Source organism: Pseudomonas sp. MONT-RG-20F-20-E-7-02, from assembly GCF_022662395.1.
In the GTDB taxonomy this organism is placed as follows: domain Bacteria; phylum Pseudomonadota; class Gammaproteobacteria; order Pseudomonadales; family Pseudomonadaceae; genus Aquipseudomonas.
This window is the reverse complement of sequence record NZ_JAKNQN010000001.1, coordinates 60,120-80,270: the sequence shown is the minus strand read 5'-3', so window position 1 is coordinate 80,270 and position 20,151 is coordinate 60,120. Positions and strand designations below refer to the sequence as shown.

General features: G+C 60.5%; 20 protein-coding genes. 2 read left to right on the top strand and 18 right to left on the bottom strand.

Annotation, left to right across the window (positions count from 1 at the left end):
* Window positions 1-17: 17 nt before the first annotated feature.
* From L8I05_RS00375 to L8I05_RS00310, 14 genes are all read right to left on the bottom strand, one after another.
* Window positions 18-986 carry a radical SAM protein gene (locus L8I05_RS00375; RefSeq protein WP_242166792.1) on the bottom strand — a complete coding sequence of 323 codons (969 nt, stop codon included), beginning with the start codon at window positions 984-986 and terminating at the stop codon, window positions 18-20.
* Window positions 987-1,125: 139 nt separating this feature from the next.
* Window positions 1,126-1,794, bottom strand: coding sequence for a TetR/AcrR family transcriptional regulator (locus L8I05_RS00370; protein ID WP_242166791.1), 669 nt, complete (start codon window positions 1,792-1,794; stop codon window positions 1,126-1,128).
* Between the two features lie 444 nt (window positions 1,795-2,238).
* Entirely contained in the window at window positions 2,239-3,024 is a 786-nt protein-coding gene (locus L8I05_RS00365) for a TatD family hydrolase (protein WP_197627079.1), read from the bottom strand.
* A gap of 63 nt (window positions 3,025-3,087) precedes the next feature.
* Complete coding sequence (locus L8I05_RS00360) at window positions 3,088-4,077, bottom strand: DNA polymerase III subunit delta' (RefSeq protein WP_242166790.1); 990 nt, start codon at window positions 4,075-4,077, stop codon at window positions 3,088-3,090.
* Window positions 4,070-4,702, bottom strand: coding sequence for a dTMP kinase (gene tmk, locus L8I05_RS00355; RefSeq protein WP_242166789.1), 633 nt, complete (start codon window positions 4,700-4,702; stop codon window positions 4,070-4,072). The genes L8I05_RS00360 and tmk overlap by 8 nt, the downstream gene beginning before the upstream one ends.
* 19 nt (window positions 4,703-4,721) lie before the next feature.
* Window positions 4,722-5,867 (bottom strand): endolytic transglycosylase MltG, encoded by a 1,146-nt coding sequence (gene mltG / locus L8I05_RS00350; RefSeq protein ID WP_242166788.1) that lies wholly within the window; start codon window positions 5,865-5,867, stop codon window positions 4,722-4,724.
* 1 nt (window position 5,868) lies between these two features.
* The gene (gene pabC, locus L8I05_RS00345) at window positions 5,869-6,684 is read right to left on the bottom strand and encodes an aminodeoxychorismate lyase (RefSeq protein WP_242166787.1); all 816 of its coding nucleotides are present in this window, start codon (window positions 6,682-6,684) and stop codon (window positions 5,869-5,871) included.
* The gene (fabF, locus tag L8I05_RS00340) at window positions 6,684-7,928 is read right to left on the bottom strand and encodes a beta-ketoacyl-ACP synthase II (RefSeq protein WP_159959087.1); all 1,245 of its coding nucleotides are present in this window, start codon (window positions 7,926-7,928) and stop codon (window positions 6,684-6,686) included. The genes pabC and fabF overlap by 1 nt, the downstream gene beginning before the upstream one ends.
* 127 nt (window positions 7,929-8,055) lie before the next feature.
* Window positions 8,056-8,292, bottom strand: coding sequence for an acyl carrier protein (gene acpP / locus L8I05_RS00335; RefSeq protein WP_016973676.1), 237 nt, complete (start codon window positions 8,290-8,292; stop codon window positions 8,056-8,058).
* 191 nt (window positions 8,293-8,483) lie between these two features.
* Window positions 8,484-9,227 (bottom strand): 3-oxoacyl-ACP reductase FabG, encoded by a 744-nt coding sequence (gene fabG / locus L8I05_RS00330; protein WP_015885432.1) that lies wholly within the window; start codon window positions 9,225-9,227, stop codon window positions 8,484-8,486.
* A gap of 32 nt (window positions 9,228-9,259) precedes the next feature.
* Complete coding sequence (gene fabD, locus L8I05_RS00325) at window positions 9,260-10,198, bottom strand: ACP S-malonyltransferase (protein ID WP_159959090.1); 939 nt, start codon at window positions 10,196-10,198, stop codon at window positions 9,260-9,262.
* A 144-nt stretch (window positions 10,199-10,342) separates the two neighbouring features.
* A complete protein-coding gene (gene plsX / locus L8I05_RS00320; protein ID WP_197627071.1) occupies window positions 10,343-11,353 on the bottom strand; it encodes a phosphate acyltransferase PlsX in 1,011 nt (336 codons plus the stop codon).
* 4 nt (window positions 11,354-11,357) lie between these two features.
* On the bottom strand, window positions 11,358-11,540 hold the full coding sequence (rpmF, locus tag L8I05_RS00315) for a 50S ribosomal protein L32 (protein ID WP_008152339.1): 183 nt from the start codon (window positions 11,538-11,540) through the stop codon (window positions 11,358-11,360).
* Between the two features lie 13 nt (window positions 11,541-11,553).
* On the bottom strand, window positions 11,554-12,084 hold the full coding sequence (locus tag L8I05_RS00310) for a YceD family protein (RefSeq protein WP_032886799.1): 531 nt from the start codon (window positions 12,082-12,084) through the stop codon (window positions 11,554-11,556).
* 105 nt (window positions 12,085-12,189) lie between these two features.
* On the opposite strand from L8I05_RS00310, the gene L8I05_RS00305 reads away from it, so the two are divergent.
* Window positions 12,190-12,768: a nucleoside triphosphate pyrophosphatase gene (locus tag L8I05_RS00305; RefSeq protein WP_242166785.1), complete on the top strand. Its 579-nt coding sequence runs from the start codon at window positions 12,190-12,192 to the stop codon at window positions 12,766-12,768.
* A gap of 129 nt (window positions 12,769-12,897) precedes the next feature.
* On the opposite strand, the gene L8I05_RS00300 is transcribed toward L8I05_RS00305, so the two are convergent.
* From L8I05_RS00300 to rluC, 3 genes are read right to left on the bottom strand one after another with little or no spacing between them, the layout of a single operon-like run.
* Complete coding sequence (locus tag L8I05_RS00300; RefSeq protein ID WP_197627069.1) at window positions 12,898-13,881, bottom strand: S49 family peptidase; 984 nt, start codon at window positions 13,879-13,881, stop codon at window positions 12,898-12,900.
* A 21-nt stretch (window positions 13,882-13,902) separates the two neighbouring features.
* Window positions 13,903-14,565 (bottom strand): HAD-IA family hydrolase, encoded by a 663-nt coding sequence (locus tag L8I05_RS00295; protein WP_159959098.1) that lies wholly within the window; start codon window positions 14,563-14,565, stop codon window positions 13,903-13,905.
* Window positions 14,552-15,511: a 23S rRNA pseudouridine(955/2504/2580) synthase RluC gene (gene rluC, locus L8I05_RS00290; RefSeq protein ID WP_071490507.1), complete on the bottom strand. Its 960-nt coding sequence runs from the start codon at window positions 15,509-15,511 to the stop codon at window positions 14,552-14,554. Before rluC ends, L8I05_RS00295 begins: the two co-directional genes overlap by 14 nt.
* A 768-nt stretch (window positions 15,512-16,279) precedes the next feature.
* Between rluC and rne the strand changes: the two genes are divergently transcribed.
* Window positions 16,280-19,489: a ribonuclease E gene (gene rne, locus L8I05_RS00285; RefSeq protein ID WP_242166784.1), complete on the top strand. Its 3,210-nt coding sequence runs from the start codon at window positions 16,280-16,282 to the stop codon at window positions 19,487-19,489.
* 99 nt (window positions 19,490-19,588) lie between these two features.
* On the opposite strand, the gene L8I05_RS00280 is transcribed toward rne, so the two are convergent.
* Window positions 19,589-20,029 (bottom strand): cupin domain-containing protein, encoded by a 441-nt coding sequence (locus L8I05_RS00280; protein ID WP_242166783.1) that lies wholly within the window; start codon window positions 20,027-20,029, stop codon window positions 19,589-19,591.
* Between the last annotated feature and the right edge of the window lie 122 nt (window positions 20,030-20,151).

Below are 20,151 nucleotides of genomic sequence, written 5' to 3'. Positions count from 1 at the left end.
TTGCGAAAGCCTGGAAACTAGCCGCCAATGATCTTCATGATGGTGGCCCCGCCGGAGAAAGCCACTTCCTGTTTGTCGCCAAGCGCCTTCATCAACAGGCCTTGCAAGGCCGGCAAAGCCTGGTGACGCGGCTGGTCTAGCAGGTCGCCGACATAGTGACGGTTGCTCGACGAAAGGCAGCCATGCAACCAGCCGGTCGACGACAGGCGCAGGCGTGAACAGGTACGGCAGAACGGCACGCTTTCGTTGGCAATGACGCCAAAGAAGCCCTTGCCCGGTACTTCGTAGCGCACCGCGGTGGCGTCGACCGGGGCATTGGCTTGCAGGTATTCGTGGTGTTCGCCGATCAGGCTGAGCAGTTGCTGCAGGCTGACGAACTGTTGCAGGAAGGCGTTTGAGTCCTTGGCCAGATGGCCCATGCGCATCAGCTCGATAAAGCGCAGCTCGTAGCCACGCTCCAGGCAGTAGTCGAGCAGCGGCATGACCTGGTCAAGGTTCTGCCCGCGCAACGGCACCATGTTGACCTTGATCTTGATCCCGACGGCGCGGGCCTGGTCCATGCCATCAAGCACCGTGGCCAGGTCGCCGCCACGGGCGATGCTGCGGAAGGCGTCGGCGTCCAGGGTGTCGAGGGACACGTTGATGCGGCGAATACCCGCGTCCACCAGCAGCGGCAGTTTGCGCGCCAGCAGTTGGCCGTTGGTGGTCAGGCTGATATCGCTGAGGCCCATGCCGCCCACCGCGCCCATGAAGGCTTCCAGCTTGGGGCTCACCAGCGGCTCGCCGCCGGTGATACGCAGACGCTCGATGCCTGCCGCCTCGATCAGATACGCCACGCCACGGGCCATGGCCTCGGCCGAGAGTTCGTCCTGGGCAGCCACCAGCCGCTTGCCGTTCGGCACGCAGTAGGTACACGCGTAATTGCAGGCTGAGGTCAGGCTGATTCGCAGATTGCGAAACCGCCTGCCTTGACGATCAACGATCATGGATCACTCCGGCAGAGGATGATTCGGGCGTGCTAAAAACTGACTTATAAATCAGCTTTTAGCAAGGTCCTTGCCTGAGTATATTCCTGGGGTACTGCAACTGGCAGTAAATCATTGCGCCATCACGGTCGGGAATGGCTTAAGTAGCAGGGGTTTCACTGTTCTTGGGCTCAGCGCTCGGCAGTTCGGCGCTGTGCTTGCGCTTGTTGCCCATGCGCACGCCGATGTCCATCAGGAACTGGAAAAAACCTTCCTGATCTTCCAGCACGTTACTCCAGAACGGCGAGTGGTACAGCGCCACGGCGCCGTGCACCAACGCCCAAGCGGCGCAGTAGTGGAAGTACGGCGGCACGTCTTCGAGCTTGCCTTCACTGATGCGACCCTTGATCAGCAAGGTCAGGCGTTCGAAGTTCGAGGCCCGGATCTTGTGCAGCTCTTCGACCATTTCCGGCACTTGATGGCCCTTGACCACCTTCTCTTCCAGGCGGTCGAACAGGCGGTAGCGTTGCGGGTCTCGCATGCGGAATTCGAAATAGGCCCGGGACAGGGCTTCCTTGTCTTTGTCGACATCGGCCGAATGCAGCAGCTCGTTCAAGTCGCGCTCGTAGTCGAGCATCAGGCGCAGGTAAATCTCGGCCTTGGACTTGAAGTGCTTGTAGATCGTGCCTTTGCCGATACCCACGGCATCCGCAATCATCTCGACGGTGACGCTGTCTTCACCTTGTTCGAGAAACAGCTTGAGTGCGGTGTCGAGAATTTCCTGTTCACGGCGGCGAAACTCACGGACCTTACGGGGTTCTTTTTGCATGGGGGAGAGGTCTGCAGAGGTCAATGTGGGAGGGTTGCGCAGGGCCAGTGATACGTGGCGATACGATTTACCCAGTGCGAGGGATTATCCCGACTGAACAGTCGTTGGGCAACGCCTATGTGAACCCGTTACGCACTTAACTTTCAGCGCGCCAACGTTTTTGCCCTTCTCAGTCAGAAACAATACACATAAATGACACCCGTGCACCCACGCAATGAGAACTCAAGCGAAGCGCGCGTATTCCAAATCTGTTTAAAAAACGATCAGATGCGACTGGACTGAATGGGATAGTGATCAATACTTCAACTGTCGACGTGGCATCTCCCCCAAGTGACGCGTCGACCTGGGTACCGACGGACTGTGTGCCCTTGTTTTACTCCTAATGGTCTTAGCCCGGATTCCCCCCCCAGAACCCGGGTTTTTTTTGCCTGCGATTTGCCCACTTCAGCCGGCGACGTGAGCCAGCGGGAACAGACGCTTGAAGTTGTCTGTGGTTTGCTCGGCAAAGCGCTCGTACGACTCACCCCGCAGCATCGCCAGGTAATCCGCCACGTCACGCACGTATTCCGGCAAGTTCGGCTTGCCACGATGGGGAATGGGCGCCAGATACGGCGAATCGGTTTCCACCAGCAGGCGGTCGGCCGGCACTTGGCGTGCCACGTCGCGCAGTGCATCGGCGTTGCGGAAGGTGACGATGCCCGAGAGGGAAATGTAGAAGCCCAGGTCCAGGGCGGCCTTGGCCATGTCCCAGTCTTCGGTAAAGCAATGCAGCACGCCGGCCTGGGGCAACGCCGCTTCGCGCAGCAGGGTCAGGGTGTCGGCACGGGCGCCACGGGTATGGACGATCACCGGCTTGCCGGTTTGCTGGGCGGCTTGCAGGTGCAGGCGGAACGACGCCTGTTGTAGTTCAGCGGCTTCAGGCTCGTAGTGGTAATCCAGGCCGGTTTCGCCAATCGCCACCACGCGTGGGTGGTTGAGCTCACCCAGCAGCCAATCGAGGGCCGGGGCTTCACCGGGCTTGAGGTCCAGCGGGTGAATGCCGACCGAGCAATCGACATCGGCATAACGATCAGCCAGTGCCTTGACGTCGGCGGCGTTCTCGGCGCTCACGCCGATGCACAGAAAGTGCCCTACCCCACGCTGGCGCGCCGCTTCAAGGGCAGCGTCGAGCGAGCCGCCGTGCTGGGCAAGGTCAAGGCGATCAAGGTGGCAATGGGAATCTACGAGCATAGGTAAATACAACTTCATTCACTGAAAGTGTCTGGCCAACGATACACCCGTCGGCCACGGAAATTAACGCCGGCCGAGCAAGCCGACCCACTGCACCAGCAATGCTTCGAGCAACAGCACGCGGTTGAGGTTGGCCTTGCCGAGAACCTTTTGACGCTGGGCCAGAATCCAGTCCTGGATGTTCAGCACCTTGTCCTGCGCACTTTTCTGCGCCAGGTACTGTACGACTTTGCGCATGTCCGGCAGGCCCAGGCCATTTTCATCCTGGGTCAACTGGTAGCGCAGGATCAGGCTCGACCAATCGCAGAACCAGTCGAACAGCAGCAATAACGGAATGTCCTTCCAGGCGCTTTCGGCCAGTTGCGTCGCGGACAGCTCCTGCTTGAGCAGCTTTTTCACGCCATCCACCACCAGCGCACGTTGTTCACGCACGCCCTGAGCGTGCAGTTTCACCGCCGCCAGGGGCGAACCGGCTGCCAGGGTCAGCAACTCGATGCGTTCGTCTTCGCCGCACTCGGGCAGCGCCTGCGCCAGCCACTGCAGGCTCATCGCTTCGCTCGGCAACGGGCAGGCCTGCTGCACGCAGCGGCTGCGAATGGTCGGCAACAAGCGGCTGGATTGGTGGCTCACCAGCAGCAGCACCGTATCGCCCGAGGGTTCTTCCAGGCTCTTGAGCAAGGCGTTGGCGGCGTTGATGTTCATCGCTTCAACCGGCTCGATCAACACCACTTTGCGCCCGCCCATCTGCGCGGTTTGCACCACGAAGCTGACGAGGTCACGCACCTGGTCGACCTTGATCGCCTTGTCGGCTTCCTCGGGCTCCAGCAGGTAGTTATCGGGGTGGCTGCCGGCCTTGAGCAACAGGCAGGATTTGCATTCACCGCAGGCGTGCAGATTGACCGGTCGCTGGCACAGCAGGCTGGCCATGAGTCGCTCGGCCAGCGCGCGCTTGCCGATACCCGCAGGCCCATGCAGCAGATAGGCGTGGGCATGCTGGGCACGGCCGGCCAATTGCTGCCAGAGGCTGTCCTGCCACGGATAGGCCTCAGCCACGGGCACGCTCCAGCAGCGTCGGCAACAGGGCGTCGATGGCTTGCTGTACCTGCGTCAGCGGCTGGGCCGCATCCAGCAGGTGGTAACGCGCCGGCTCAGCCTTTGCGCGCTGGAGGAATGCGCTGCGCACTGCATCAAAAAACACCTGGCCTTCCAGTTCGAAGCGGTCCAGGCGACCGCGGGCACTGGCGCGGGCCATGCCCACTTCCACCGGCAGGTCGAACAGCAGCGTCAGGTCAGGGCGCACGTCGCCCTGGACGAAGGTTTCCAGGGTGGCGATACGCTCCAGGCACAAGCCCCGGCCGCCGCCCTGGTAGGCGTAGGTCGAATCGGTAAAGCGGTCGCAAATCACCACGGCGCCACGTGCCAACGCCGGGCGAATCACTTCGGCCAGGTGCTGGGCGCGAGCGGCGAACACCAGCAGCAACTCGGTGTCCGGATTCATCTGTTCTTCACCTGGAGCCAGCAGCACTTCACGAATGCGTTCGGCCAGCGGCGTGCCACCGGGCTCACGGGTCAACACCACTTCGATGCCTTCGGCGCGCAAGCGCTCGGCCAGGTAATCGCGGTTGGTGCTTTTGCCGGCGCCTTCCGGGCCTTCCAGGGTAATAAACAAGCCAGTCACAGGCAGTCCTTAGTCAGAGTCATTGCGGGCTTTGCGGCGCGGCGGTATCCGGCGCAGGCTCGGCGGGCTTTTCAACCGGCGCCTGGGCTGGCACTTCGGCAGGCGGCGCCGCGTCTTCCGGCGCTTTCACCGCCGGCGCCGGGCTGGAACGGTAATCGGCGCGGCGCTTGAGCTGGAACTCGCGCACGGCGGCATTATGCGCATCCAGGTCATCGGAGAAAATATGGCTGCCATCGCCACGGGCGACGAAATACAGGCTGCTGCCCGGCACCGGGTTCAACGCGGCATGGATCGCTTCGCGGCCTACCATGGCGATCGGCGTCGGTGGCAGGCCGGCGATCATGTAGGTGTTGTAAGGGTTGGCTTCCTTCAGATGCGCACGAGTCAACTTGCCGTTGTAGCGCTCGCCCAGGCCGTAGATCACCGTGGGGTCGGTTTGCAGCAGCATGCCGATCTTCATGCGTCGCACGAAGACGCCGGCGATCTGCCCGCGCTCTTCCGGCACGCCGGTTTCCTTCTCCACCAGGGACGCCATGATCAGCGCTTGGTAAGGGTCGGTATACGGCGCATCGGCGGCGCGCTTGCTCCACTCTTGAGCGAGCACATCATCCAGGCGGTTGTAGGCTTTTTTCAGGAATTCAACGTCGGTCATGCCGCGCACGAAGCGGTAGGTATCCGGGAAGAACCGCCCTTCGGGAAACACGCCGGGGTGACCGAGCTTGTCCATCACTTCACTGTCGGTAAGGCCCGACAGGGTCTGCACGATCTTTTCATGCTTGGCGAGGGCCGAACGTACCTGGCGGAAGTTCCAGCCTTCCACCAGCGTCAGGCTGTACTGCACCACTTCGCCGCGTTGCCACAAGCCGATCAAGCCTTCGGCGGTGAGGCCTGGGGTCATGCGGTACTCGCCGCTGTGCAGCGGCTGGCCGTCGAGGTTGAAGCGCCAGTACAGACGCAACCAGAAGGCGCCATCGAGCACGCCTTCGGTTTCGAGGCGATTGAAAGTGCCCGTCGGGGTCGCCCCGGCAGGCACATCCAGTAATTGTTCCTGGGTCAGATTCAGGGGCTGCTTCAGCGCAGAGTCGAGCTTCCAGGCCGAGAAGCCCAGCAGCAAGCCTGCCGAGACCAGGCCGATCTGCAGCAGTAAAACCAGTTTTCGTATCAACTCAAATTTCCAATAGCGCGCGAACAATGCCCTGCAGTTTACGGGTGAGCGGCCCAACCGACCAGCTCATCGCAGCGCAACCACGCACCGGCCAAATGCCATAGACGCTGTTGCACACAAAGACTTCGTCGGCCTGCTGCAACTGTTCAACGCTGATGTCGCCCACGGCCAGCGGGATGCCCAGCGCTGGCGCCTGAGCAAGAATCTCGGCGCGCATGACTCCAGCAACCCCGCAACGATTCAGATCAGCGGTCAGTAACACGCCATTGCGCACCAGAAACAGATTGCTGAAGACGCCCTCGATGACGCGCCCGGACATATCCAGCATCAAACCTTCGGCATGCTCGGCATCCTGCCATTCGGCGCGGGCGATCACTTGTTCAAGACGATTAAGGTGCTTGAGACCGGCGAGCAACGGCTGCTCGGCCAAGCGGGTGGCGCACGGAAACAGGCGTATGCCGTCAGTTCCATGCGCGTCGGGATAGGTAGCGGGCGGATTGCCCTGCAAGATACGGCGCACCGGCGCGCCGGGGTTGATGCCATAGCCGCGCTGGCTGTCGCCACGGGTGAGGATCAATTTAAGAACACCGTCGCCCAGGGCGGCGGCATAAGCCAGCACTTCGTTGCGGATCAGCGTGTGATCCGCCACCAAGGCAAGACGCCTGCAACCCTCATCGAGGCGCTGCAGGTGGCGGTCGAGCAGCACAGGCTGCCCAGCCTTGACGGCGATGGTTTCAAACAAGCCGTCGCCATATGCCAGGCCGCGATCTTTCAGGGGCACGCTGCCCGCTGGCTGACCGTCGACCCAGCTGTGCATCACTGCGCGAACCGGCGGAACACCAGGGAGCCGTTGGTGCCACCAAATCCGAACGAGTTGGAGATCACCACGTCGATCGGCATCGGCTGCGCTACGTGAGGCACGAAGTTCAGGTCACAACCTTCGTCCGGCTCATCGAGGTTGATGGTCGGCGGAGCGACCTGATCCTTGATGGCCATCACACTGAAGATCGCCTCGACTGCGCCCGCCGCACCCAACAGGTGACCGGTCATGGACTTGGTCGAACTGACCGCCAGCTTGTAGGCGTGTTCACCGAACACCGACTTGATGGCTTCGGCTTCCGCCAGGTCGCCGGTCGGGGTCGAGGTGCCGTGGGCGTTGATGTACTGCACCTGGTCGGCGTTGACCTTGGCATCACGCAAGGCGTTGGTAATGCAACGCGCAGCGCCGGCACCGTCGGACGGCGGCGAGGTCATGTGGTAAGCATCACCGCTCATGCCAAAGCCAATCAGCTCGGCGTAGATGGTGGCACCACGCGCCTTGGCGTGCTCCAACTCTTCCAGCACCAGCGCACCGGCGCCGTCGGAGAGTACGAAGCCGTCGCGGCCCTTGTCCCACGGACGGCTGGCACGCGTTGGCTCGTCATTGCGCGTCGACAGCGCACGGGATGCGCCGAAGCCGCCCATGCCCAGGCCACAGGCGGCCATTTCGGCGCCACCGGCGATCATCACGTCCGCTTCGTCATAGGCGATGTTGCGCGCCGCCATGCCGATGCAGTGAGTGCCAGTGGTGCATGCCGTCGAAATGGCGTAGTTAGGCCCCTGTGCACCCAAGTGGATAGACAGGAAACCGGAAATCATATTGATGATCGAGCCCGGTACGAAGAACGGTGAAATTCGACGGGGGCCGGAATCGTGCAGCGTGCGGCTGGTTTCTTCGATATTGGTCAAACCGCCAATACCCGAACCCATGGCCACGCCGATGCGATCACGGTTGGCGTCGGTGACTTCCAGGCCGGCATTACGCACCGCCTGAAAACCGGCTGCCAGGCCGTATTGAATGAACAGGTCGAGTTTGCGGGACTCTTTGATCGAGAGATATTCCTCGACGTTAAACCCCTTTACCGAGCCGCCAAAACGGGTGGAATAGGCAGAAAGGTCCGTGTGTTCAATCAGACCAATACCACTGTGGCCAGCCAGAATGCCCTGCCAACTGCTCGGCACATCCGTGCCCAGTGGCGACAACATACCCATACCGGTGACTACGACGCGTCTACGCGACACAGCACTCTCCTTTTTCTAATGACGACACTTCGCTTCGACGCTCTGTTTTCAACAGAGCTAAAGAAAAAACCGCACGCCGTTACAGCAGTGCGGTTTTTCCCTAACAGCAAGCGACGACTACAAACTATTACGCCTGGTGGGCAGTAACGTAGTCGATAGCAGCTTGAACAGTAGTGATTTTTTCAGCTTCTTCGTCCGGGATTTCGGTCTCGAATTCCTCTTCCAGAGCCATCACCAGCTCAACGGTGTCAAGGGAATCGGCACCCAGGTCTTCTACGAAGGAAGCGCTGTTGGTCACTTCTTCTTCTTTAACGCCCAGTTGCTCGGCGACGATTTTCTTGACGCGTTCTTCGATGGTGCTCATACCTTGTTTAACTCCTAATGGACAAATTCAGGCAGCTGGCCAGTGGGTAAGTGTATAGAAAGCCATTTCAGCTTTTCAACTGAAAGCTTCACCCTGTACCCGGTCGGCCACCTGCCTATAAATTAAGTTGCAGCTTTATAACGGATTTTAGACAGCTCGTATGACATTTTTTTGAAGCGATCCGTCACAATTTAACTCATGTACATCCCGCCGTTCACCGGGATTGTAGCCCCAGTCACGTATGCCGCACCGTCGGATGCCAGGAAAGTGACCACGTTTGCGATCTCTTGAGCCTGGCCCAGACGGCCCAGCGGAATCTGTGTCAGCAAGGCTTCACGCTGTGCTTCCGGCAGTTCGCGGGTCATATCGGTGTCGATGAACCCTGGGGCCACCGAGTTGACCGTAATCGAACGCGAACCGACTTCACGTGCCAATGCACGGCTGAAACCTTCCAGACCGGCTTTTGCCGCCGCATAGTTTACTTGGCCTGCGTTGCCCATGGCACCCACTACGGAGCCAATATTGATAATTCGCCCCCAACGCGCCTTGGTCATGCCGCGCAAAACACCCTTGGACAGGCGAAACAGACTGTTCAAGTTGGTATCGACCACGTCGTACCACTCGTCGTCTTTCATGCGCATCATCAGGTTGTCACGGGTAATACCAGCGTTGTTTACCAGAATAGCCGGTGCGCCGAACTGTGCAGTGATTTCAGCCAGTACCGCAGCAACTGACTCATCGCTGGTCACGTTCAACTCAAGGCCGGTGCCCTGCACGCCGTTTTCTTTCAAGGTGGCGGCGATACGCTCGGCACCCGAGGCGGACGTAGCGGTGCCGATGACAACGGCGCCCTGACGGCCCAGTTCCAGGGCGATCGCCTGGCCAATGCCACGGCTTGCGCCGGTAACCAGTGCAACTTTACCTTGCAGACTCATGCAGGCTTCTCCTAAGTTCGGGGATCAGGGATTCAGGCCAGTGCCGCACGCGCGGCAGCGAAGGCATCCGGGGTATTCAGGTTGGCAGTCGACACACCGTCGGCGCAGCGCTTGTTCAGGCCGGCCAGGACTTTGCCCGGACCACACTCGACCAGCTCGGTGGCGCCGTTGGCGGCCAGGGTCTGGACCGACTCAACCCAGCGCACAGGCTTGTAGAGTTGCTCCAGCAGGTCGCGCTTGAGGGTGTCGAGGTCGGCGGCAACGGCCGCGCTGACGTTCTGCACCAGCGGGATCTGCGGCGCCTGCCAGTTGATGGCGGCGATGGACTCGGCAAAACGCTCGGCGGCCGGGCGCATCAGCTCGCAGTGCGACGGCACGCTCACCGGCAACGGCAAGGCACGCTTGGCACCACGGGCCTTGCAACCCTCGATGGCCCGCTCAACCGCCGCCTTGGCACCGGCGATCACCACCTGGCCAGGGGAGTTGAAGTTCACCGCGCTGACCACTTCGCCCTGGGCCGCTTCGGCACAGGCTTGGATCACAACGGCATCATCCAGGCCCAGGATAGCGGCCATGCCGCCCTGCCCGGCCGGAACGGCCTCCTGCATCAGTTGGCCACGACGCTCGACCAGCTTGACCGCTTCACCCAGGGTCAGGCTGCCTGCAGCCACCAAGGCGCTGTATTCGCCCAGGCTGTGACCGGCCACGTAAGCCGGGCGCGCGCCGCCTTCTGCCAGCCACAAGCGCCACAGGGCGATCGAAGCGGTCAGGATGGCTGGCTGGGTTTTATCGGTTTGATTGAGTTGTTCTTCCGGCCCCTGCTGGGTCAGCGCCCACAGGTCGTAACCCAGGGCATCGGAAGCTTCCTTGAAGGTTTCCAGGATCAACGGATGTTGCGCGCCCAGCTCGGCCAACATGCCGAGGGACTGCGAACCCTGCCCTGGAAAGACGAATGCGAGGGATGTAGACATGTAACAAGCCCCTAATGATCTGGTCGTCAAAATAAACGCTCCCGATTTTTGAGATGAATCCAAGGGTGGGAGCGCACGAAACTGACAGATTGGATGGTCAATTGAACTGGCCGGTCACATTTAAGCACTCCCGGGCCAATTCGCCTAAAGCAACAGATCCTCAAGACGGCCATGCAAGCGTTGCGGCAGGTTTTCCTGAATCTCGATCAACGCCCGCGCAATCGCACTTTGGAAGCCTTGCACACCTGCCGAGCCATGGCTTTTCACCACAATGCCCTGCAAGCCCAGAAAACTCGCACCGTTGTGCCGCGCAGGTGCCAGGTCAGCCTGCAAGCGGCGCATCAACGGCAGCGCCAGGGCGCCGACCATGCGTGACGCCAGGTTCTGCTTGAACAAGGCCTCGATACGCGTGGCGATCATCGTCGCCAAGCCTTCGCTGGACTTGAGCAGGATATTGCCGACAAACCCGTCGCACACCACCACATCCGCTTCGCCGCGATACAAACCATCGCCTTCGACAAAGCCGATGTAGTTCAAGCCCCGCGCGCCTTGCAACAGGGTGGCGGCGAGCTTGACCTGCTGGTTGCCCTTGATGTCTTCGGTGCCGATATTCAGCAACGCCACCCGGGGTCGGGTCACGCCCAACGCCTCGGCGGCCACCGAGCCCATCACGGCAAACTGGAACAGGTGTTCGGCGCTGCAATCGACGTTCGCACCCAGGTCGAGCAACTGGCAATAACCTTTCTGCGTCGGAATCGCCGCGACCATCGCCGGCCGGTCAATCCCGGGCAACGTCTTGAGCACATGCCGCGACAACGCCATCAACGCCCCGGTGTTGCCGGCACTGACGCAAGCCTGCACCTTGCCGTCGCGCAACAACTCAAGGGCCACCCGCATTGAAGAGTCGGGCTTGCCGCGCAGCGCTGTCGCCGGCTTGTCCTCCATGGTGATGGTTTCGCTGGCTGGCGTAATCGTCAGGCGCGCGCGATCCACCGCCGGATGGCTGGCAATCAGTTCTTCAAGAAGGGAGGGTTGACCGACGAGGGTCAGGTGCAGCGAGGGCGTTGCAGACAGGCTGGCAATGCAAGCCTGAACAATGCTGCGGGGACCGAAGTCCCCGCCCATTGCGTCAATCGCGATGACTTGAGCAGACAAGTGATTACTCGTCAGCGCCCTTGTCGATCACTTTACGGCCACGGTATACGCCTTCTGGCGATACGTGGTGACGCAGGTGAATTTCACCGGTGGTTTTTTCTACAGACAGAGTGCTTGCCGTCAGGGCGTCGTGCGAACGACGCATGTCACGGGCAGAGCGGGATTTTTTGTTCTGCTGAACAGCCATAATTGATTAACTCCTAAACGTTTGGGTCACGCTTTAACTGCGCCAATACACTGAACGGGTTGGACCGCGTTACCTCGTCCTCGCTCGGCTCGGCCTCGTCATCGAGACCCTCCGGCTGCTGGCATTCTTCCGGATGATGAGCAGGCACAATGGGCAAGGCGAGCAGAAGCTCTTCCTCGATCAGTGCATGCAGATCCAAAGGATCTTCGCCCAGTTCCAGCACGTCATAACCTTTCGGCAACGACTGGGTATTCGCACCCTCCTTCACCACAGCGTAACTGCATTCGCTGTGAATCGGCAGGGTGACCAGCTCAAGACAACGCTGGCAAACCATTTTGACTTCGGTGTCGATAAAACTGTGGATTACCACAGACTTACGTTCATCTCGTTCAAAAACGAATTTGGCCTGCACCGTACCGACAGTGTCGGAAAGCGGGTCGCAGAGTCTCTCCAAATCGGCCAGCAGCAATTCACCTTGAAGGGAAGTGCCACGATCTGCCAATTTGCGCGGGTCAACGTGAGGTGGAATCGGGTCATTCAACATAGGCGCAGCATTATAGGGATGCACCCAGCCATGTCAAAGGAAATTCAGCCCTGTGCGTCAGCTGGTCGCCTCGCTAGAATCTCCAACTGCCTTAAGGAGACGCCCATGCTGCCTTTATTACTCGCATCCAGCTCGGTTTACCGCCGGGAATTGCTGAGCCGCCTGCACCTGCCGTTCATCTGCGCCTCGCCGGATATCGACGAAAGCCATCGCGAAAATGAATCCGCCATCGAGCTGGTCAAGCGCCTGGCCGAAGAGAAAGCTCGCGCCCTCGCCAGCAGCCATCCCGTGCACCTGATTATCGGTTCGGACCAGGTGGCCGCACTGGACGGGCAAATTATCGGCAAACCCCACACCTTCGAAAACGCCCGCGAACAGTTGCTGGCAGCCAGTGACAAGCGCGTGAGTTTCCTTACAGGCCTGGCACTGCTCAACAGCGAGACCGGGCACTGCCAGGTCGACTGTGTACCGTTTACGGTGCAGATGCGCGTGCTGGACGCTGAGCGGATCGAGCGCTACCTGCGACTCGAACAACCCTATGACTGCGCAGGCAGTTTCAAGGCTGAAGGGCTGGGTGTGAGCCTGTTCCAAAGCACTGAAGGGCCGGATGCAACAAGCCTCGTAGGCTTACCACTGATTCGGCTGGTGGACATGCTGCTGGCTGAAGGCGTGCAAATACCTTAAGCCCACCACAAAACCAATGTGGGAGCTGGCTTGCCTGCGATGCACACACCTCGGTACATCAGTCGAACCGAGGTGATGCTATCGCAGGCAAGCCAGCTCCCACATGTTGAACCCTGTTGCTTCGAGGTATCAGCGCAGGGTCGGGCCCTGGAAGCCCATGTACAACGCCAACTTCTCCGCCACGCTGGCGCCGAGCTTCTTGGAGAAGCGATCAAACGGCGATTCCTCAACGGTGAAATCCACCAGTTCCTTCTCGCCAATCACGTCCCGGGCTACCGAACTGGCACTGCCCAGGCCATCGATCAGGCCCAGCGGCAATGCCTGCTCACCCGACCACACCAGCCCGGAAAACAGCTCCGGATGGTCTTTGTCCTTCAGGCGATCACCACGCCCCTGCTTGACGCTGGCAATGAACTGACGGTGAGTGGTGTCGAGCACGCCCTGCCAGAACTGGGTTTCATCGGCCTTTTGCGGCTGGAACGGGTCCAGGAAAGCCTTGTGCTCACCCGAGGTGTAGGTGCGACGCTCCACGCCGAGCTTCTCCATGGTGCCAACAAAGCCGTAACCGGCCGCCGTCACACCAATGGAACCGACCAGGCTGGCCTTGTCGGCATAGATCTGGTCAGCGGCGCTGGCGATGTAATAGGCACCCGAGGCACCCAGGTCGGAAATCACTGCATACAGCTTGGTATCCGGGTGCAGCGCGCGCAGGCGACGAATCTCGTCATATACATAGCCCGACTGCACAGGGCTACCGCCCGGGCTATTAATACGCAGGATCACAGCCTTGACCTTGGGGTCGTCAAACGCAGCACGCAGGCTACTGACGATATTGTCGGCGCTGGCGGATTCCTTGTCGGCAATCACCCCGCGCACTTCAATCAAGGCGGTGTAGTTGCTGCCACGGGTGGCGCTTTTTTCCATGTCCATCAGCGGGCTGAACAGCGCCAGCATGGCAATCAAATAGGTAAAGGTCAGCAGCTTGAAGAAAATCCCCCAGCGCCGTGCGCGGCGCTGCTCCTGAACGCTGGCCAGGAGAGTCTTCTCCAGCAGCTTCCAGCTTTTATCATCACCGCTCTCGGCCTTTTCGGGCGCTTTCCACTCATCACTCATGCCATCAACCCCAACAAAGACTTATTGGGCCCGGCTGAGCCAGGCCTGCAGTTCAGAAAAATGATCAATCGTCAGCCTGGGCTCGTATTGCTGCAAGGCCTCGGCAGCCTGGGCACCGTAGCTGACGGCCACGCTGTCCATGCCGGCGTTGCGCGCCATCATCAGGTCGAAGGATGCGTCACCCACCATCAAGGCCTGGCGCGGCGCTACGCCGCAATGCGCCAGGATCTGCTCCAGCATCAGAGGATGGGGTTTGCTGGCGGTTTCATCCGCGGCGCGGGTGATGTCGAAATAATCTTCATAGCCATGCGCCTTGAGCACCCGATCCAGGCCGCGACGAGCCTTGCCGGTGGCGACTGCCAACCGATAACCCTCGGCGCGAAAGGCCTCCAGCGACTGCACTACACCGTCGAATAACGGCGAAGGCGTGGCTTCCAGCGCAATGTAGTGATCAGCGTAATGGTCGCGAAAGGTCACCAGTTCAGCGTCGCTGATCTGGGGGTACAGGGTGCGGATCGCCTCAGGCAAACCCAGGCCGATAATGCCCTTGACCGCCAGATCGGTGCACAACTCGAAGCCCGAGCGGGCCGAGGCGGCGTGCATTGATTCGACGATCCGCCCAATGGAATTACACAGGGTGCCGTCCCAATCAAAAATCAGCAGCTTGTAATCAAGGTGCGACACTCAAACGCTCCACGGTCTTGGCCCACATCTCATCGACCGGCGCCTGCAGCTTCAGCTCGCCGCCGTCGGGCAGCGGCACGGTCAGCATGTAGGCGTGCAGGAACAGGCGCTTGCCGCCCAGGTCGCGAATTTCCCTGGAGAAATCCTCGTCACCGTACTTGGTGTCGCCGGCAATGCAGTGGCCCGCGTGCAAGGTATGCACGCGAATCTGGTGAGTACGCCCGGTCACCGGCTTGGCCTCGACCATGGTGGCGAAGTCGCCGAAGCGGCGCAGCACCTTGAACAGGGTCAGGGCTTCTTTGCCTTCCTCGTCGACTTCGACCATACGCTCGCCGGAGCGCAGGTTGCTCTTCTGCAGCGGCGCACGGACGCTCTTGATCGAGCTGGCCCAGTTGCCACGCACCAGCGCCATGTAGCGCTTGTCGACACCGTCGCCACGCAGGGCGGTGTGCAAGTGGCGCAACATGCTGCGTTTCTTGGCGATCATCAGCAGGCCGGAGGTGTCGCGGTCCAGTCGGTGGACCAGTTCCAACTCCTTGGCATCGGGGCGCAGTTGACGGAAGGCTTCGATCACGCCGAAATTCAGGCCGCTGCCGCCGTGCACTGCAATGCCGCAAGGCTTATTGATCACGATCAGTTTGCTGTCTTCGAAGACAATCGACGCCTCGAGGCGCTGCAACAGGCCCTGGGCCAGCGGCACCGGCTCGTCACGCTCAGGCACGCGCACCGGAGGCACACGAACGATATCGCCCGCCTGCAGCTTGTACTCGGGCTTGATGCGCCCCTTGTTCACGCGCACTTCGCCTTTACGCAAGATGCGGTAAATCAAGGTCTTGGGCACGCCTTTGAGCCTGGCCAGGAGAAAATTGTCGATGCGTTGGCCGGCATATTCCGGCGAGACCTCGAGCAGCTGGACGCTGGGGGTCTGGGGGGCGGTAGTCGTCATGGCGGCGATGATAACAATTTTTTATGGAATTGAAGCACTTAATCATTGCTGCTATAGTCGCGAACGCCGCCAAAAGCGGCCTGGACAGAGGACTTGCGGCAAATTGCCGGCCCTGACCATCGCAATTCATCAGGACGCGAGGCCGTCCTACGGGGCTTTCGCCACCTTGGAAGGCTCGAGATTGTAACAAGCGCAGGTGACATGAGGCCTGAAGCGAGTGCAGAAAGCAGAGTGAATACTCGCGTTCCGCGCCGATATTTACGGCCAGTTCACAAAGTGCAGTCAGTCTTGAGCCAGACCATGGCGAATGCTTCGGAAACAACGCCTGTTAAGAGCTGAGTGAGAGCGCAGTCGCCCACATTCAGTCTTGTTTAGCCATGAGCGTGGACTCCCCATTGGAGAACACGGTAAATGCCAACCCGCTGCGGATTCTGCGCGCGGCAGCACCCGAATTATCAGGGATACGTGTAGGGTGGAGATGCACAACCGTCGGACCGTGTAGCACTAGGCTTATATTTAGACGCTTCATCTCGTCCACAGTCGCCGGTTGATTCCTCCTCCTGACCTTAGCTTTTGTTGAAGTGGTGCCTTTGTCACCACCGCTAACAAGCAGGACGCGTCCGTCGCGATACCGGCCCAATTGGCTCGTTATTGCTGGACACTGGAGTGGCCAACCACTCTTGACGCACCTGACACCGACCGTGAGAAGTCGTGTGTGCCGAACGCCGTTTCCGGCAGCCCGGAAACCGACGGTACAACATGAAAAGAATGCTGATTAACGCAACTCAACCCGAAGAGTTGCGTGTTGCACTGGTAGATGGCCAACGCCTCTACGACCTGGACATTGAATCCGGTGCACGCGAGCAAAAGAAGGCCAACATCTATAAAGGCCGTATTACTCGCATCGAACCAAGCCTTGAGGCTGCCTTTGTCGATTTCGGCTCCGAGCGCCACGGCTTCCTGCCCCTCAAAGAAATCTCCCGCGAATACTTCAAGAAAGCCCCTGAAGGCCGCGTGAACATCAAGGACGTCCTGAGCGAAGGCCAGGAAGTCATCGTTCAGGTCGAAAAAGAAGAACGTGGCAACAAGGGCGCCGCCCTGACCACCTTCATCAGCCTGGCTGGCCGTTACCTCGTGCTGATGCCGAACAACCCGCGTGCCGGCGGCATCTCCCGTCGCATCGAAGGCGAAGAGCGCAACGAACTGCGTGAAGCGCTGAACGGTTTGGTCGCGCCAGCCGACATGGGCTTGATCGTTCGCACCGCCGGCCTTGGCCGCAGCAGCGAAGAAATGCAGTGGGACCTCGACTACCTGCTGCAACTGTGGACCGCTATCAAAGAAGCGTCCCTGGATCGTTCCGCGCCGTTCCTGATCTACCAGGAAAGCAACGTGATCATCCGCGCCATCCGCGACTACCTGCGCCAGGACATCGGCGAAGTGCTGATCGACAGCGTTGAAGCCCAGGACGAAGCCCTGACCTTCATCCGCCAGGTGATGCCGCAGTACGCCAGCAAGATCAAGCTGTACGAAGACAGCGTTCCGCTGTTCAACCGTTTCCAGATCGAAAGCCAGATCGAGACCGCCTTCCAGCGCGTGGTCGAACTGCCTTCCGGCGGTTCCATTGTGATCGACCCGACCGAAGCCCTGGTGTCCATCGACATCAACTCGGCGCGTGCGACCAAAGGCAGCGACATCGAAGAAACCGCCCTGCAGACCAACCTGGAAGCGGCTGAAGAAATCGCCCGCCAGCTGCGCCTGCGTGACATCGGCGGCCTGATCGTGATCGACTTCATCGACATGACCCCGGCCAAGAACCAGCGCGCCGTGGAAGAGAAAGTCCGCGAATGCCTGGAAGCTGACCGCGCCCGCGTACAGGTCGGCCGCATCTCGCGCTTCGGCTTGCTGGAAATGTCCCGTCAGCGCCTGCGTCCATCCCTGGGCGAGAGCAGCGGCATCGTCTGCCCGCGTTGCAACGGCACCGGCATCATCCGTGACGTTGAATCGCTGTCCCTGGCGATCCTGCGCCTGATCGAAGAAGAAGCCCTGAAAGACCGCACCGCCGAAGTCCGCGCGCAAGTGCCGATTCCGGTTGCCGCTTTCCTGCTCAACGAAAAACGCAACTCGATCACCAAGATCGAACTGCGCACCCGCGCCCGTATCGTCATCCTGCCGAACGATCACCTCGAAACGCCGCACTTCGAAGTGCAGCGCCTGCGTGATGACAGCCCGGAAGCCCACAGCGGCCAGTCCAGCTACGAAATCGCAGCGGCCGCAGCTGAAGTTGAAGAAGTCCAGCCAGCCGCCGCGACCCGCACCCTGGTTCGCCAGGAAGCGGCCGTCAAGACCGCACCGGCACGTGCCAACGCTCCGGTTCCGGCCGAAGCGGCTGCACCGGTTGCCGCACCGGCCGCCCTGCCTGAGCCAAGCCTGTTCAAAGGCCTGGTGAAGTCGCTGGTGAGCCTGTTCGCCACCAAAGAAGAGCCTGTTGCCCCGGTTGTGGTTGAAAAACCTGCCACCGAGCGCCCGGCGCGTAACGAAGAGCGTCGCAACGGTCGCCAGCAAAGCCGTAACCGCAACGGTCGTCGTGACGAAGAGCGCAAGCCTCGCGAGGAACGTGCACCGCGTGAAGAACGCGCGCCACGTGAAGAGCGTGCACCACGCGAAGCCCGTGAAGAAACTCCAACCGTAGCCCGCGAAGAACGTGCACCGCGTGAAGAGCGCGCACCACGTACCCCACGCGCACCACGTGAAGATCGCAAGCCACGTGGCGAGCGTGAAGAACGTGTGCGTGAACTGCGTGAGCCACTGGACGCCGCACCCGCTGTTGCTAGCGAGGCCGCCAGCGAAGAACGCCCGGCTCGCCAGCCGCGTGAAGAGCGCGCCCCACGTGAAGAGCGCCAACCGCGCCCGCCGCGTGAAGAGCGTCAACCACGTGCCGAGCAAGCCGCTGCCGCCAGCGAAGAAGAAGTACTGACCGGCGAAGAGCAACAGGAAGATGGCCAGGACAACGCCGAAGGCGATCGTCCACGCCGCCGCTCCCGTGGCCAGCGTCGTCGCAGCAACCGTCGCGAGCGTCAACGCGATGCCAACGGCAACGTGATCGAAGGCTCGGAAGAGACCGGCGAAAACACAGAAGCTGCTACCACCGAACCGACTGGCGCCGAATTGGCTGCCGGCCTGGCGGTAACGGCTGCCGTTGCCAGCTCGGTCATCAGCGCACCTGCTGAAGCCCAGGCTCACGAGCAAGCTGAACGCGCCACTGCCGCTGTCGAAGAGACCGTAGCAGTCGAAGCGCCAGTGGCTGAAACACCCGTTGCCGAAACACCAGTGGTTGAAGCACCGGTTGTTGAAGCGCCTGTTGTCGAAGCGACCACCCCGATCGAAGCCCCCGTGGTGCCGGAAGTGGAAGTCGCGCCGGTTCGCGAAGCCCAACCAGAAGTGGAAGTGGCTGCTGTGGAGCCTGCACCGGTGGTTGAACCTCAGCCAGTGGTTGAAGCTCCGGTTGTTGAAGAAGCTGCTCCGGCCGTGCGTGAAGTTCGCGAAGAACAGACCGCCTTCCAGTGGGCTGCCGAGCCAGTGGCTGCGGTTGAAGCGCCAGCACCTGCCCCTGTGGTAGAAGAAGCGCCGACACCGGTTGCCGAAGTGGTTGCCGAACCTGCTCCAGTGGTTGAGCCTCAGCCGGTGGTTGAAGCGCCAGTGGTTGCCGAAGTCGCCGCCCCGGTGGTTGAAGCAGCCCCTGCCAGCGCCCTGACCGAAAACGGCCGCGCGCCGAACGACCCGCGTGAAGTGCGTCGCCGTCGCAAGGAAGCTGAGGCGGCCGCTGCAGCAGCCGCTGCCGCAGCGCAAGCGCCAGCCGCTGAAGCCGCGGTTGAGCACACTGCCCCAATCGTCGACGAAACCCCGCGTTCCGTCGAAGAAGTGGCAGAGCACAGCCCAAAGGCACTGGAAGCAGAGCACGAGCCTAAACCCCTCGTCTGATTCCATCCGCCACTAAAAAGCCCCGCCAGGTAACCCTGGCGGGGCTTTTTTTTGCAGTTATTGCGCAGGCACTCAGCAATCAACGGGTAAAAATCGACCTTATGGCGCGACAGGCACCAGGTCAAACTTGCCGGCCTGGTGCTGATACAACAAACAATCGGCCCCCGGCCTGCACCCACTGAAATGCTTCAATTTGGCGGGCAAGCTGTAGTAAGAGCCCGGAGGATAATCGACAGTCTTGCCATCGATAATCGCGTAGAACGTACCTTCAAGCACAACGGTTGGCAGCGTTTGCGTATGGAAATGGTCGGGGTTGTTCCTGCCAGCGGGAAATCTGACAAACGCCTCATACGGGCCGAAACCCAATAGGTCCCCTTTCAGATTGGCATAAAAAATACCCCCGCTACCCGGTACCTCCTTCCATACCAGCGTGGAGACGGGAGCTGAAACCACCACATCCGGCTGAGGGGGCGGGATGTAGGCCCACGCAGAGGTGGAGAGTGAAAGGGTCAGGCCGATAGCTGCTTTAAGGGTTTTCATTGAGGCACTCACTGTAAATTCATTTTTACACCTCAGCCTCGAAAGAAAATAATGCCACTTCAGTGAATGAAAACGCAGGCAATAACAACATTCTGCCTCTGAACTGATGGCAGGAAATATGG

What these genes read in the sequence shown, in the direction of transcription:
- fabD (WP_159959090.1), bottom strand. Translation starts at nt 10,198, where the DNA reads ATGTCTACATCCCTCGCATTCGTCTTTCCAGGGCAGGGTTCGCAGTCC.
- L8I05_RS00365 (WP_197627079.1), bottom strand. Translation starts at nt 3,024, where the DNA reads ATGCTCGTAGATTCCCATTGCCACCTTGATCGCCTTGACCTTGCCCAG.
- L8I05_RS00305 (WP_242166785.1), top strand. Translation starts at nt 12,190, where the DNA reads ATGCTGCCTTTATTACTCGCATCCAGCTCGGTTTACCGCCGGGAATTG.
- rne (WP_242166784.1), top strand. Translation starts at nt 16,280, where the DNA reads ATGCTGATTAACGCAACTCAACCCGAAGAGTTGCGTGTTGCACTGGTA.
- fabG (WP_015885432.1), bottom strand. Translation starts at nt 9,227, where the DNA reads ATGAGTCTGCAAGGTAAAGTTGCACTGGTTACCGGCGCAAGCCGTGGC.
- L8I05_RS00375 (WP_242166792.1), bottom strand. Translation starts at nt 986, where the DNA reads ATGATCGTTGATCGTCAAGGCAGGCGGTTTCGCAATCTGCGAATCAGC.
- L8I05_RS00310 (WP_032886799.1), bottom strand. Translation starts at nt 12,084, where the DNA reads ATGTTGAATGACCCGATTCCACCTCACGTTGACCCGCGCAAATTGGCA.
- pabC (WP_242166787.1), bottom strand. Translation starts at nt 6,684, where the DNA reads ATGCACAGCTGGGTCGACGGTCAGCCAGCGGGCAGCGTGCCCCTGAAA.
- acpP (WP_016973676.1), bottom strand. Translation starts at nt 8,292, where the DNA reads ATGAGCACCATCGAAGAACGCGTCAAGAAAATCGTCGCCGAGCAACTG.
- rpmF (WP_008152339.1), bottom strand. Translation starts at nt 11,540, where the DNA reads ATGGCTGTTCAGCAGAACAAAAAATCCCGCTCTGCCCGTGACATGCGT.
- L8I05_RS00370 (WP_242166791.1), bottom strand. Translation starts at nt 1,794, where the DNA reads ATGCAAAAAGAACCCCGTAAGGTCCGTGAGTTTCGCCGCCGTGAACAG.
- L8I05_RS00280 (WP_242166783.1), bottom strand. Translation starts at nt 20,029, where the DNA reads ATGAAAACCCTTAAAGCAGCTATCGGCCTGACCCTTTCACTCTCCACC.
- rluC (WP_071490507.1), bottom strand. Translation starts at nt 15,511, where the DNA reads ATGACGACTACCGCCCCCCAGACCCCCAGCGTCCAGCTGCTCGAGGTC.
- L8I05_RS00300 (WP_197627069.1), bottom strand. Translation starts at nt 13,881, where the DNA reads ATGAGTGATGAGTGGAAAGCGCCCGAAAAGGCCGAGAGCGGTGATGAT.